At 63.5% G+C, this 12,687-nt stretch carries 13 protein-coding genes, 1 tRNA gene and 1 pseudogene; 13 read left to right on the top strand and 2 right to left on the bottom strand.

Annotated elements, in window-relative coordinates:
• The 6 genes and pseudogenes from AC16XC_RS05990 to rpmE all read left to right on the top strand — a co-directional run.
• A pseudogene (locus tag AC16XC_RS05990) lies at positions 1-512 on the top strand (1-deoxy-D-xylulose-5-phosphate reductoisomerase); the annotation flags it as partial.
• On the top strand, positions 505-1,620 hold the full coding sequence (gene rseP / locus AC16XC_RS05985; protein WP_484033735.1) for an RIP metalloprotease RseP: 1,116 nt from the start codon (positions 505-507) through the stop codon (positions 1,618-1,620). The pseudogene AC16XC_RS05990 and the gene rseP, both read left to right, overlap by 8 nt.
• Before the next feature lie 157 nt (positions 1,621-1,777).
• The gene (gene bamA, locus AC16XC_RS05980) at positions 1,778-4,600 is read left to right on the top strand and encodes an outer membrane protein assembly factor BamA (protein WP_484033734.1); all 2,823 of its coding nucleotides are present in this window, start codon (positions 1,778-1,780) and stop codon (positions 4,598-4,600) included.
• Positions 4,600-5,304 carry an OmpH family outer membrane protein gene (locus AC16XC_RS05975; protein ID WP_484033733.1) on the top strand — a complete coding sequence of 235 codons (705 nt, stop codon included), beginning with the start codon at positions 4,600-4,602 and terminating at the stop codon, positions 5,302-5,304. Before bamA ends, AC16XC_RS05975 begins: the two co-directional genes overlap by 1 nt.
• 21 nt (positions 5,305-5,325) lie before the next feature.
• Positions 5,326-5,778, top strand: a complete 453-nt coding sequence (gene fabZ / locus AC16XC_RS05970) for a 3-hydroxyacyl-ACP dehydratase FabZ (protein ID WP_484033732.1) — start codon at positions 5,326-5,328, stop codon at positions 5,776-5,778.
• 96 nt (positions 5,779-5,874) lie between these two features.
• Complete coding sequence (gene rpmE, locus AC16XC_RS05965; RefSeq protein WP_484033731.1) at positions 5,875-6,099, top strand: 50S ribosomal protein L31; 225 nt, start codon at positions 5,875-5,877, stop codon at positions 6,097-6,099.
• Between the two features lie 85 nt (positions 6,100-6,184).
• On the opposite strand, the gene AC16XC_RS05960 is transcribed toward rpmE, so the two are convergent.
• Together AC16XC_RS05960 and AC16XC_RS05955 are read right to left on the bottom strand one after the other, a co-directional pair.
• On the bottom strand, positions 6,185-6,637 hold the full coding sequence (locus AC16XC_RS05960; RefSeq protein ID WP_484033730.1) for a GFA family protein: 453 nt from the start codon (positions 6,635-6,637) through the stop codon (positions 6,185-6,187).
• Positions 6,630-7,274 (bottom strand): prolyl hydroxylase family protein, encoded by a 645-nt coding sequence (locus AC16XC_RS05955; RefSeq protein ID WP_484033729.1) that lies wholly within the window; start codon positions 7,272-7,274, stop codon positions 6,630-6,632. Before AC16XC_RS05955 ends, AC16XC_RS05960 begins: the two co-directional genes overlap by 8 nt.
• A 201-nt stretch (positions 7,275-7,475) precedes the next feature.
• Here AC16XC_RS05955 and AC16XC_RS05950 point away from each other — a divergent pair.
• From AC16XC_RS05950 to AC16XC_RS05920, 7 genes are all read left to right on the top strand, one after another.
• Positions 7,476-7,552, top strand: a tRNA-His gene (locus tag AC16XC_RS05950).
• A 49-nt stretch (positions 7,553-7,601) separates the two neighbouring features.
• Positions 7,602-8,666, top strand: coding sequence for a Glu/Leu/Phe/Val family dehydrogenase (locus AC16XC_RS05945; RefSeq protein ID WP_484033728.1), 1,065 nt, complete (start codon positions 7,602-7,604; stop codon positions 8,664-8,666).
• Between the two features lie 173 nt (positions 8,667-8,839).
• Positions 8,840-9,559 (top strand): heme ABC transporter permease CcmC, encoded by a 720-nt coding sequence (gene ccmC, locus AC16XC_RS05940; RefSeq protein ID WP_484033727.1) that lies wholly within the window; start codon positions 8,840-8,842, stop codon positions 9,557-9,559.
• Positions 9,559-9,702: a hypothetical protein gene (locus AC16XC_RS05935; protein WP_484033726.1), complete on the top strand. Its 144-nt coding sequence runs from the start codon at positions 9,559-9,561 to the stop codon at positions 9,700-9,702. Before ccmC ends, AC16XC_RS05935 begins: the two co-directional genes overlap by 1 nt.
• Positions 9,699-10,160: a cytochrome c maturation protein CcmE gene (gene ccmE / locus AC16XC_RS05930; protein WP_484033725.1), complete on the top strand. Its 462-nt coding sequence runs from the start codon at positions 9,699-9,701 to the stop codon at positions 10,158-10,160. The genes AC16XC_RS05935 and ccmE overlap by 4 nt, the downstream gene beginning before the upstream one ends.
• Complete coding sequence (locus tag AC16XC_RS05925) at positions 10,157-12,112, top strand: heme lyase CcmF/NrfE family subunit (protein WP_484033724.1); 1,956 nt, start codon at positions 10,157-10,159, stop codon at positions 12,110-12,112. Before ccmE ends, AC16XC_RS05925 begins: the two co-directional genes overlap by 4 nt.
• Positions 12,102-12,638: a DsbE family thiol:disulfide interchange protein gene (locus tag AC16XC_RS05920; RefSeq protein ID WP_484033723.1), complete on the top strand. Its 537-nt coding sequence runs from the start codon at positions 12,102-12,104 to the stop codon at positions 12,636-12,638. Before AC16XC_RS05925 ends, AC16XC_RS05920 begins: the two co-directional genes overlap by 11 nt.
• Positions 12,639-12,687 lie beyond the last annotated feature (49 nt).

Here is a 12,687-nt window from a genome sequence, read left to right as displayed (position 1 = left end):
TCGAACTGATCGAGGCCTTCCACCTGTTCCCGGTCGGGCTCGATGCCTTGCGGATCATCGTCCACCCGCAATCGGTGGTGCATTCGATGGTCGAATATCGCGACGGATCGACGCTCGCCCAGCTTGGCCCGTCGGACATGCGGGTGCCGATCGCTTCCGCACTCGCCTGGCCGCGCCGGATCGAAACGCCGTGCAAAGCGCTCGATCTTGCCCGGATCGGCGTGCTCACTTTCGAGGCGCCCGACGAGACGCGGTTTCCGGCAACCCGGCTGGCGCGGCAGGCAGCCGAGGCCGGCGGGGCCGCCCCCGCGGTGCTCAATGCCGCGAACGAAGTGGCGGTGGCCGCATTCCTCGCCGGTCGGATCGCGTTCACGGAAATTTCGGCAAAGGTGGACATAATGCTGTCGCGCGCTATTCCCTCCGCGCCCGCCACGCTCGAAGAGGTGCTGGCGGTCGATGCCGAGGCCCGGGCTAGGGCCGCAGAACTCATGGAGCTCACTGCCAGTGCCTGAATCCGTTTCCCCCTGGATGTGGATTGTCGGCTTCCTGCTGCTGCTGGGGCCGCTGGTGACGCTGCACGAGCTGGGGCACTACCTCGTGGGCCGCTGGTTCGGGGTCAAGGCGGACGTGTTTTCGGTCGGCTTCGGCAAGGAACTGGCCGGCTGGACCGACCGGCGCGGCACCCGCTGGCGGCTCGCGGCCCTGCCGCTGGGCGGTTATGTCCAGTTCGCCGGCGACATGAACCCGGCGAGCCAGCCGAGCGAGGACTGGCTCAACCTGCCCGAGGCCGAGCGCGCCAGGACTTTCCAGGCCAAGCCGCTGTGGCAGCGTGCGCTGATCGTGGCGGCAGGGCCGGTGACCAATTTCATGATCGCGATCGTGATCCTGGCCGGGTTCAACCTGGCCTATGGCAAGGCTGTCGTGCCGCCCCTGGTCGGCAGCGTGATCGAAGGCGGTGCGGCCTACGAAGCCGGAATCCGACCGGGAGACCGGATTGTCGAGATGGATGGCATCGCAGTCGAATCCTTCGGCCAGCTCGCAAATCGCGTTGTCATCGATCCCGGAGGCCGGATCGAGCTGGTGGTCGAAAGGGATGGCGACCGGGTCGGCTACGAACTCGCAATTCCGACGCTGATCGAGCGCGACCGTTTCGGAAACGAATTTCGCAAGGGCCAGTTGGGCATCGGCTCTGTCGAAGGCGAGTTTGTCCCGGTAGGACCGGCTGAATCGGTCACGCTTGCGGTCGACCAGACCGGCGAGATCATCGTCACCATGGTGACGGGCGTGTGGCAGATCATCACCGGCAGGAGGCCGATCGACGAACTGGGCGGACCGATCAAGATCGCCAAATTTTCGGGCGAGCAGCTGTCGCTCGGATGGGACAATTTCATCTGGTTCGTCGCGATGATCTCAATTAATTTGGCATTCATTAACCTGCTGCCAATTCCTGCGCTCGACGGCGGGCATCTGGCTTTCTATGCGGCCGAAGCGGTTCGCCGGAAGCCGGTCGGTCCGCGCAGTCAGGAGTGGGCGTTCCGCACCGGCATAGCCTTCGTGCTTGCCCTCATGCTGTTCGTCACGGTCAATGATATCGCTTCGCTCCCGATCTTCGGGAATTGAGCTGGGAAAAGGACGGCATCGCGGCAGCTTTCACCGGACAATTGCTTGATTGGCGACACGGCATCGGGCAAGGGCGGCATTCGCTTGCTGCCCACGCGGGTTTCCCGCACCGGAACTGGGCGTCTGCGTGCTGTATGAATACGGGATAGCCGTGTCGATGATTGGACGGGAAATGCGCCTTAAGGGCAGGAGACTTTCAGCACCTCGGTTTGCCGCTACCCTGTTGGGCAGCACGATTCTTGCGGGCCTGCCCGCATCGGCCCTGGCCCAGGACAATGACGGACCGCTTCCATCGACCGAGACCAGCGCCGCCGTCGAAGCGGAACCGGTCGCGGCGCCGGCGCAGCCCGCCGAATACAGGATCCGCTCGATCGTCGTGGTGGGCTCCGAACGGCTCGAACCGCAGACGATCCTCAGCTACATCCAGCTCCGGGTTGGCGATACCTATACCGACAGCGCCGGCGACCAGGCGCTGAAGGACCTCTACGCCACCGAATTGTTCGCCGATGTACAGGTCCGCCACGAAGGCGGCGACGTGACGATCCAGGTGCAGGAAAACCCGATCGTCAACCGGATCATCCTTGAAGGCAACAAGCGGATCAAGGACGACAAGATCTTCCCCGAGATCAACCTCTCGCCGCGCCAGATCTTTACCCGTTCCAAGGTCCGCGCGGACGTCGCCCGAATCATCGAACTCTACAAGCGTCAGGGCCGGTTTGCCGCGGTGGTCGAACCCAAGAGCGTGGCGCTGCCGCAGAACCGGGTCGATATCGTCTACGAGATTTCCGAAGGGCCCAAGTCCAAGGTTAGGCAGATCAACATCATCGGCAACGAAGCCTTTTCCGATGGCGATCTGCGCAACGAAATGGTGACCAAGCAGGCCCGTTTCTTCCGCCTGTTTTCCTCCTCGACCAGCTACGACCCCGACCGGCTGGCCTACGACCAGCAGAAGCTGCGCCAATTCTACCTGACCGAAGGCTATGCCGATTTCCGCGTGGTCTCGGCGGTCGCCGAACTGACGCCCGACAAGCGCGATTTCATCATCACCTATGTGGTCGAAGAGGGCGAACGCTATCGTTTCGGCAAGGTCGAGGTCGAAAGCCAGATCCGCGATTTCGACGGCGAATTGCTGGCCCAGCAATTGGCCGTCCGCGAAGGCAATTGGTACGATGCCAAGCTGGTCGAGGACACGGTCGAGCAGTTGACCGAGGCGGCCGGCACGTTCGGCTATGCCTTTGCCGATGTCAGTCCGCAATTCTCGCGCAATCCGGCAGCACTGACGATGGACATCCGCTTCGTTATCAACGAAGCGCCGCGCGTCTATGTCGAGGCGGTCAATGTCAACGGCAACACGCTGACCCAGGACAAGGTCGTGCGCCGCGAATTCCGGATTGCCGAAGGCGATGCGTTCAACTCGCTGGCGGTTCGCCGTTCAACCAACCGCATCAACTCGCTGGGCTATTTCCAGGAGAATTTCGAGATCGAGCAGAGCCAGGGTTCTGCGCCTGACCGGATCGTCCTCGATGCCAATGTCCAGGAGCAGCCGACCGGCGAGCTCCAGCTTTCGGCTGGCTTTTCCTCGCTCGAGAGTTTCATCCTCCAGGGGTCGATCCGCCAGGGCAATTTCCGCGGTCGCGGCCAGACGATCGGCGCAAGCGTCAATTATTCGCGCTATTCGCGCAGTTTCAATCTGAGCTTTGTCGAGCCCTATGTGTGGGACCGCAATTTCTCCTTCGGGGTCGACCTCTACCGCCGCGATCTCAACAACTGGAATTATTACAGCAGCAACCGCAACACGACCTTCGAGCAGTCGACCACCGGCTTCTCGCTCCGGACCGGCGTGCCGCTGACCGAATACATGTCGCTGATCGGGCGCTACACATTCAATATCGACAACATCAAGGTCGACGAGAACCTGTATTATTCCGACCGCGTCACTCCGAATGTGTTCGAATGCGATCCGCTGCGGGCTGGCCGCTATCTGTGCGACGCGATCGGCGAGAACACCAGTTCGATCCTCGGCCTGTCGTGGGTCTATAACACGCTCGACAGTCGCGTCCGCCCCACCCGCGGCACCAATGTCGTGGCGACGGGCGAATTCGCCGGCCTTGGCGGTTCGGTTTCCTATCTCCGGCTAAGAGCGAATGCCGACAAGTATTTCTCGCTCGGCAGCGGATTCATTTTCTCGCTCAGCGCGGAAGGCGGATATATCCTCGGTTTCAAGGATCGCGGCGAAGGCGAAGACAAGGTTCGCCTGACCGACCGGTTCTTCCTCGGAGATCCGCAGATTCGCGGCTTCGACATCCGCGGCGTCGGCCCGCGGATCATCAGGGAGTTTCCCTGGATCGATCCCGAAGATCCGGATAGCGACCCGGTTTACGCTCCGATCAATCCCTTCAACCCGGATGCCTCGTCGGACGATATCCGCGACGACCCGCTGGGAGGCACGGCCTATTACCTTGCGACGGCCGAGCTCGAAATTCCGCTCGGGACCAGCGTTCGCGAACTGGGCCTGCGGCCATCGATCTTTATCGACGCCGGCGCGGTGTTCAACGTCACCGAGCCGATCCTGATCGAAAGCCCCTATCCCGACGGGATTTTCATCCCGACGCGCAACCAGAATGGCGAGGCGTTGTATACCCAGATCAATGTTGCGACGCTGGTCACGCCAACCGGAGGTGGCGATCCGGTGTGTACCCCCGGGACCGCCGCCGGCGACATCACCACCGTCACCAATCCGATCAATCCGATGCCGCCTTCTTGCCTGACAAGCGCCAACAATATCCCGATCGGCAGTTCGGTGGCGCCGTTCCGCGAGCGGTTCGTGGGCGATACCCCGAAGCCGCGCATCGCGATCGGCATTGGCGTCAACTGGAACTCGCCATTCGGTCCGTTCAGGATCGATTTCGCTCACGTCATTACAAAGGCCGAAGGTGATGACACCAAGGCATTCACGTTCAACGTAGGAACCCAGTTCTAATGAAACTCATCTCCAAGCCGGCGCTTGCCGCCGGTATCGCCATGGCCGTTGCATCGGCCCCTGCCTGCGCCCAGGTTAATGGCATTGCCGTCACCGACATCGCGGTGGCGGTCGCGAGTACGCAGTCGTTGCAGACCGGTCTCCAGCAAATCGGGACCACCTATGCCGCGCAAATTGCCCAGCTTGAGCAGCTCGAGACGCAGCGCCAGCAGTTGCTCCAGACGCTCGACACCAATGGCGATGGCCAGATCGACGAGGCAGAGCAGGCCACGCTGACAGAAACCAACCCGACGGTGCAGCAGGTCGGCCAGATCGATCAGCAGATCGCCCAGGCCCAAACCCCGCTCCAGCTCGCCCGCATTTACGTGGTGAGCCAGGTGGCGGCGCAGTATTCGGCCGCATTGCAGCAGGTGATCAGCGACCGGAACATCCAGATCGTGCTGTCCCCCGAAGCCGTCGCCTATGCGCCCGAAGCGGCCGACATCACCGAGGCAGTGGCAACTGCGCTTTACGCCCGCGTGCCGACCGTGAATATCGTCCCGCCGCAGGGCTGGCAGCCGTCGCAAGCCGCCATGCAGCTGAACCAGCAGGTGCAGCAGGTGTTTGCCATCGCGCGCGCGCAGCAGCAGGCCGCGCAGCAGGCGCAGGGTGCCGCTGCTCCCAATGCCGCGGGCTCGCCGGTTACCGCACCCGAAGGCCGCTGATCGGCCAAGGGGGCCCTGCAGATGAGCGAAGCATACGATATCGGCAGGATCCTCAAGGCCTTGCCGCATCGTTACCCCTTGTTGCTGGTCGACCGGGTCAAGTCGCTCGAACTCGGGGAGCGAATCCACGCGGTGAAGGCGGTTTCGTTCAACGAAGCATTTTTCCAGGGGCATTTCCCCGGAGCGCCGATCATGCCCGGCGTGCTGCAGATCGAGGCGATGGCGCAGGCCGCCGCGATCCTGGGGATCGAGACGCTCGAACTGGCCGGAACCGGCAAGCTGGTCTTCTTCATGGGGATCGAGAATGCCAAGTTCCGCGCCCCGGTGACGCCCGGCTGCCTGCTCGATCTCGAAGTCGAATTCGTCCAGAAGCGCAGCCGGGTCTATAGGTTCAAGGGCACGGCGAGCGTCGAGGGCAAGACCACTTGCGAGTGCGAATTCACCGCGATGATCGCCGACCCGCCGAAGGAGTGACTTGCGCTTGCATTTTGGCGCAGCCGCCGCTATCCGCGCGCCTTTCCGAAATTGCACCGCCGGTCGGAACCGGCAAAGCGTACGAAGGATATTGCCATGAAGGCCGATACGCATCCCGATTACCACATGATCACGGTCAAGATGACCGACGGCACCGAATTCCAGACCCGCTCCACCTGGGGCAGCGAAGGCGATACGCTGTCGCTCGAAATCGATCCGACCAGCCACCCGGCCTGGACCGGCGGCCCGCAGCGGCTGCAGGACGGCGGGCGCGTGGCCAAGTTCAACCAGCGTTTCGGCGGATTGACCTTGAAGAAGTAAGGGTTTGGCGCTCAAGAATTAAGCAAGGCTTCGATCACCAGATCATGCGCAGGGCGGTCCTTCGGGGCCGCCCTTTTCGCTTCGGCTACCCGTGGTCTTCCTGCCATTGGCCGTCTTGCGACGGCTCGAATCTCAACCTGCCCGATTGCCGCCGTACACCGCCGTGGTCCTTGGAATGATGCACGCCGTCATAGACTGCGACGTCCGGAAAATCCTCATACGGCCGCACCCCTTCGATGCAGACGGCATTGATGGCGTATTTGTCCGGGTCGGAGCGCGCCTGGTGGAAGCAATGGATGCCGCAATGCGCGCAGAAGTAATGCTTCGCGACCATGGTGTTGAATTGGTAGCAGCTGAGCGAGTCCTCGCCCGAGGTGATCCGGAGTTGCTCGAGCGGCAGGTAGACCATCAACGCGCCCTTGGCGGCGCAGATCGAGCAATTGCAGCGCGAGCCGCGCAATACCATCGGCAATTCGGCTTCGAAACGCACCTTGCCGCAATGGCAGCTGCAGTGGCGAATCGCGGTTTCCTCATTCATCGGCCCATCCCCATGGTCTTTCGCGATACCATTTGGTGATCACATATTTGAGCCCCTTGCGCACCTTCATCGCGTGATGGAGCGTCGCGGCATTGCAGCTCAGGTCCGGACGACGGTTGTTCCAGCACACCAGCGTGCCCTGCTTGGGTTGGAAGGTCTTGTTGATGACCTTGAAGCGGGTCGCGCCGCCGGCGGTGACGGTGTTGAGATAGACCATGAAGGTCCAGGTGCGCTGCCCGGCGACGGAGCAATATTTCTCGAAGTCGACGCCATCTGGCTGGAAATAATCGGTATGCGCCTTGAATTCCTGGCCTACTTCGTAGCGCTGGCCCTGGACCGGTTCGCCATGGACCGGGTCGATCCGGTTCAGCGCGAACAGCAGGCGCTCGAGTTCGATCACTTCGGGCAGGTCGGGAGCAAGATCGCAGGTTTCGCTGGTGCGGAAATATTGATCGCCATTGGCATCGGCGATCGTCGAAGGGCGACGGTTCTCGTCGATCAGCCGCATCAGGCCTTCGCACAGTTCCTTCGGCAGGAATCCGGGGAGGGTGAACATCTCGATCCGGTCGGTCGGCACCTTGCGCATGCCGGGATGCGCGCGAAGGATTTCGACAGAGGAATCGCCGGGTGCCAGCATGGCGCGAAGGATAATTTGCGATGCGCGCCGATCAAGCGAAACAGGTTGCGCAACATTCTTTCGCGAACCGCTCCCGGACGCAGTTTTCGCTTTGCTTTGGCACGTCTCTGTGCAACAGGCTCGCCCCCGCGCCGGAAGCGGCTTGACCCTTCTCCTGCGCGGCCTAACAGCACGCATCTCGGCATGTGTGCCTGGCTTTTGGCGATCGTAGCTCAGTCGGTTAGAGCGCCGGTTTGTGGTACCGGAGGTCGCGGGTTCGGATCCCGTCGATCGCCCCATTTTCCAGCCATGATTGCCGTTCAATGAGGCTCGAAAAGGGCAGGCAAGATGACGGCATTCTGGACCGAAGCGGATTTCGACGATCACGAGCTGGTGCATTTCGTGCACGAGCCTGCGCTTGGTCTGACTGCCATCATTGCGCTGCATTCGACTCATCTCGGGCCGGGAGCAGGCGGAACCCGCTTCTGGCATTATGCCGACCCGGCCGATGCGATGAAGGACGCGCTGCGCCTGTCGCGCGGGATGAGCTACAAGAACGCCATGGCCGGGCTGCCGATGGGCGGGGGGAAAGGCGTGATCCTCGCCGGTCCCGAGCGAGCCAAGTCGCCCGCGATGCTGGCCGCCTATGGCAAGGCCATCGACCAGCTCGGCGGACGCTATGTTACCGCCGAGGATGTCGGGATGAGCGAGGCCGACATGCTCGAAATCTGGGAGGAGACCGACCATGTTTCGGGCCTCCCGGTCGCCGAAGGGCTCGCCGGCGGCGATCCCGGGCCGTTCACCGCCTACGGCATCTATTTGGGGATCAAGGCTGCCGTGGCGTACAGGCTCGGCAAGAACGGTGTCGCGGGTGTCCATGTCGCCTTGCAGGGCGCGGGCAGCGTCGGCAGCGGGGTGGCGCGGCTCCTGGCGAAGGACGGGGCGAAGTTGACCGTGGCCGACATATTTCCCGAAAAGGCGCAGGCGCTTGCCGCCGAAATTGGCGCGACGGTTGTCGCGGCCGAAGCGATCATGAGCATGCCCTGCGATGTGTTCAGCCCCAACGCGCTTGGCGCGATCCTCGATGAAACAACGATACCCGAGCTCGATTGCGCGATCGTGGCGGGCGGGGCGAACAACCAGTTGGCCCGCCACGGACATGGCCGGCTGCTCGCCGAACGGGGTACTCTTTACGCTCCCGACTACGTCATCAACGCCGGGGGCATAATCGACGTCTCGCTCGAATATCTGGGGCGCCGGGCAGGGAAGCCGAATAGCGCCGAGGACGTGAATCGGCGGATCGAGCAGATTCCCGGGAGGCTGCGCTCGATCTGGGAAGAGGCCGAAGCGAAGCGCCGGCCGGCCAATGAAATCGCCGACCGGATGGCGCAAAAGCTCATCGGCCGGGCCTAAGCCCTCTCCCCTTTAGGGGAGAGAGTTGGGAGAGGGGGCTGCCCCTCTCAACTTCGGCTAGCGAGCAAGCTCGCAAGCCTTCGAATCTCTCCCCTGAAGGGGGGAGACAATAGGCTTTCACTTGCGACCGGCGCGTTGCGCTGCCAAAGGGGCACGCATAGCGAACGATTGAAATGCACGGCTTCGCCAACCCCACCCGTTTCCTGCGCCTTGCCCGCGCATTGACCGCGCCGCTTCTGGTGCTGGGCCTGCTGCTGGCGGGCGCCGCTCTGACCTATGGCCTGTTCTTTGCGCCGCCCGAGCGCCTGCAGGGCGAGACGGTGCGCATCCTGTTCATCCACGTTCCCGCAGCATGGCTAGGCATGGGAGGGTGGAGCGTGATCGCACTGGCGAGTGCTGCCGAGCTGGTCTGGCGGCATCCATTGGCGGCCCTTGCAGCCCGCGCGGTGGCCGTCCCCGGTGCCTGCTTCACCTTCATCTGCCTGGCAACAGGCTCAATCTGGGGCAGGCCTGCCTGGGGCACGTGGTGGGTGTGGGACGGGCGGCTGACCAGCATGCTGGTGCTTCTGTTCCTCTATTTCGGCTATCTCGCCCTCGCCGCCGCGGTCAGCCGCGAAGGCGCTTCGAGCCGACTGGTCGCGATTTTCGGGCTGGTCGGAGCGATCAATATCCCGATCATCCATTATTCGGTGATCTGGTGGAACAGCCTGCACCAGGCCCCGAGCTTTTCGATGGGCGGTTCGGCCATGGCCGGACCCTTTGCCTGGGGCCTGCTCGCTTCCACGGTCGGCTTTTCGCTGATCTTTGTCGGCGTGGTGCTGACCCGGATGCGCATGCTGCTGGCCGAGATCCAGACCGAGGCGCGCCTGCGCCGCAAGGCCGAGGCCGACTGATGCTCCGCGAAGCGCTCGACCAGTGGAATTTCGTGATCGCGGCTTACGCGATCGGCGTGATCGGAACGCTGGTGCTGGTCGGGTGGAGCTGGCTCGCCATGCGCGCGAGCGAGGCCCGCCGCGACAAGGTGCGCGAGAAGTGAGTTCGCGACTTGCCCCCAAGCACCAGCGGCTGGTGCTGATCGCGATTGCGATGGTCGCCCTGATCGGCGCGGCGCTGATTGCCGCCTGGGCACTCCGCAACCAGGCGAGCTTCTATTACCTCCCGCGCGAGGTCGTGGAAGCGCCGCCGCCGCCCGGCCAGGCGATCCGGATCGGCGGAATGGTCGAGGAAGGATCGATCGAAACCGAGGCCGACGGCGTCACCATCAGCTTTGTGATCCATGACGGTGAAGCGCGCGTCCCGACCCGCTTTACCGGAATCGTACCCGACCTGTTTGTCGAAGGATCCGGCGTTACCGCCGATGGCAGGTTCGATGCACAGGGGGTGTTTGTCGCCGACAATTTGCTGGCCAAGCATGACGAGAATTACGTCCCGCGCGAATTGCAGGACATGACCGATGCCGAAGCGCACCGGATCGTGGCGGAGGCCGAGCAATGATGGCCGAATTCGGCCTGGCCGCATTGTGGCTGGCGGCAGCGCTCGCCGCACTCCAGTTTGCCTCCAGCGTCGTGGCGGTGCGGAATGCGGACGAGGTGCTTTCCGGCCTCGTCAGGCCGCTCGCGGTGATGCAGGGCGCGCTGGTCGCTATTTCCTTTGCCGCTCTGGTTTACCTGTTTGCCATCACCGACCTGTCGGTGAAGCTCGTGGCGGCCAATTCGCATTCGCTGAAGCCGCTGATCTACAAGCTTTCCGGCACTTGGGGCAATCACGAAGGCTCGATGCTGCTATGGGTCACGGTGATGGCGCTGGCCGGCGCGCTGATCGCGTTGCTCGAACGGCGGCGTTTGCCCGAGCGGACCATGTTGGCGACGCTCGGCGCGCAGGCCTTTGTCGGGATCGGTTTCTATGTCTTCCTGCTGGTCTTTTCGAACCCGTTCGAGCGTCTCTCTTCGCCGCCGCCCGAAGGCCTGGGGCTCAATCCGCTGCTCCAGGATATTGGCCTCGCCTTCCATCCGCCGACGCTCTACCTCGGCTATGTCGGGCTTTCGGTTGCCTTCAGTTTTGCTGTCGGCGCGCTAGTCACGCGGCAAGTGACGCCGGAGTTTGCGCGGGCAATGCGCCCGTGGGTGCTGGGTGCATGGATCTTCCTCACGCTCGGAATCACGGCCGGCAGCTATTGGGCCTATTACGAGCTCGGCTGGGGCGGCTGGTGGTTCTGGGACCCGGTCGAGAACGCTTCGCTGATGCCGTGGCTGGCCGCGACCGCCTTGCTCCATTCGGTGAGCGTCCTGGCCGCGCGCGATGCCTTGCGCGCCTGGACGATCATGCTCGGGGTGGTGGCTTTTTCGATGTCGATGGTCGGGACCTTCCTGGTCCGCTCGGGCGTCCTCACCAGCGTCCATGCGTTTGCGGTCGATCCCGAGCGGGGAACGATCCTGCTGGTCCTGCTGGCAATCTATATCGGGAGCGCGCTGGTGCTGTTCGGCCTCAGGGCGGGGACGATTTCGGAAGGCGAACGCTTTGCCGTGTTCAGCCGCGAGGGCGCGCTGGTGGTGAACAATGTCGCGCTATCGGCACTGCTGGCGATCGTGCTGTTGGGCACGCTCTATCCGCTGGTCACCGAAGCGTTCGGAATCCGGGTTTCTGTAGGTCCGCCCTATTTCAACCCGGTCGGGGCGATTTTCCTGCTGCCGATGCTGGCGGTGCTGGCAATCGGCCCGGTTCTGCGCTGGCGCAGGGACAGTTTTGACCGCATTCGCGGCAGGGTCGTGCTGCCCGGAGTCGTCGGTTTGGCGGCATTGTTCGCGGTTGCGCTGATCGGCGGGGTCGGGTTGCTGCCGCTGCTCGGTTTCGCCTTCGCCGGCATGGTTGCCGTCGGCAGCGTGATGCCGCTCGTCGGGCGCAATCTGCGCCGGGTGCAGCTTTCGGTCTGGGGTATGGTGGTCGCCCATTTCGGGGTCGCGGTGACGCTGTTCGGAATGGCGTCGGAAACGGCCTTCACCAAGGAACGCCTCGTTGCAGCGAGTTACGGCGAAACGACCACGGTCGGCCCATGGCAGGTCGAGCTGGTTTCGGTCACGCCCAACGCAGGGCCGAACTGGACCGCGCTCGAAGCCAGCCTGCGAGTGCGCTACAAGGGCGGCGCGCCCGAGCTGATGACCCCGCAGGCGCGAAGTTTCTGGACTCCGCCGCAACAGACCAGCGAGAGCGCCTTGCTCACGCGCTGGAACGGGCAGCTCTACACCAACCTTGGCGAACAGGGGGAAGACGGCCGCTGGCAATTGCGGCTGTGGTGGAAGCCGTTCGTGACCTTCATCTGGTATGGCGGCGTGCTGATCGGGCTGGGCGGGCTGCTGGCCCTGATCGGCCGGGTGTCGACCGACCTCAAACGCCGCATGGCGCGCAAGCGTGGGCAACGGGTCCGCGGGGAGGTGCCCGATGTTGCTTAGGCGCTGGAAGGTCTGGCTTCCACTCGGCCTGTTTACCGCCTTCCTGATCGTGGCGGCGCAGCAACTGACGCAGCCGAACCAGGAAGAAGTCGTGAGCGCAATGATCGGCAATCCGCTGCCCGAATTCGCGCTCGAACCCTCGATCGAAACCTTGCCCGGCGTCACCACCGCGGATTTCCGCGACGGCAGGCCGAAGCTCCTGAACGTCTTTGCCAGCTGGTGCGTGCCCTGCATCGCCGAAGCGCCGCAATTGGGCGAATTGCAGCGACGCGGCGCCGAAATCGTCGGGATTGCGCTGCGCGACCGGCCGGAAGACGTTGCGGCGTTCCTCGCCCAGAACGGCAATCCCTACAGCCGGATCGGCGCCGACGACATCTCCGAGGTCCAGCTTGGCATCGGCTCGTCGGGCGTCCCCGAAACCTTCGTGATCGATGGCTCCGGCACGATCCGTTACCAGCATATCGGCGATATCCGCCCCGAACATGTCGACCTCTTGCTTGCGAAGCTGCGGGAGGCGGGCGCATGAAGCGCTGGATGTTCCTGGCGTTGCTGGCTCTGTCCTCGCCGCTGGCGGC

Source organism: Candidatus Andeanibacterium sp., assembly GCF_057143545.1.
The sequence above is the reverse complement of the archived record's forward strand: the minus strand, read 5'-3'. Positions and strand labels throughout refer to the sequence as shown.

Bases quoted from the DNA above. Each gene is read 5' to 3' on its own strand.
- AC16XC_RS05955 (WP_484033729.1), bottom strand. From the start codon at position 7,274: ATGCTGGCACCCGGCGATTCCTCTGTCGAAATCCTTCGCGCGCATCCC.
- AC16XC_RS05960 (WP_484033730.1), bottom strand. From the start codon at position 6,637: ATGAATGAGGAAACCGCGATTCGCCACTGCAGCTGCCATTGCGGCAAG.
- rpmE (WP_484033731.1), top strand. From the start codon at position 5,875: ATGAAGGCCGATACGCATCCCGATTACCACATGATCACGGTCAAGATG.
- AC16XC_RS05945 (WP_484033728.1), top strand. From the start codon at position 7,602: ATGACGGCATTCTGGACCGAAGCGGATTTCGACGATCACGAGCTGGTG.
- AC16XC_RS05935 (WP_484033726.1), top strand. From the start codon at position 9,559: ATGCTCCGCGAAGCGCTCGACCAGTGGAATTTCGTGATCGCGGCTTAC.
- bamA (WP_484033734.1), top strand. From the start codon at position 1,778: ATGATTGGACGGGAAATGCGCCTTAAGGGCAGGAGACTTTCAGCACCT.
- AC16XC_RS05920 (WP_484033723.1), top strand. From the start codon at position 12,102: ATGTTGCTTAGGCGCTGGAAGGTCTGGCTTCCACTCGGCCTGTTTACC.
- AC16XC_RS05975 (WP_484033733.1), top strand. From the start codon at position 4,600: ATGAAACTCATCTCCAAGCCGGCGCTTGCCGCCGGTATCGCCATGGCC.
- AC16XC_RS05925 (WP_484033724.1), top strand. From the start codon at position 10,157: ATGATGGCCGAATTCGGCCTGGCCGCATTGTGGCTGGCGGCAGCGCTC.
- ccmC (WP_484033727.1), top strand. From the start codon at position 8,840: ATGCACGGCTTCGCCAACCCCACCCGTTTCCTGCGCCTTGCCCGCGCA.
- fabZ (WP_484033732.1), top strand. From the start codon at position 5,326: ATGAGCGAAGCATACGATATCGGCAGGATCCTCAAGGCCTTGCCGCAT.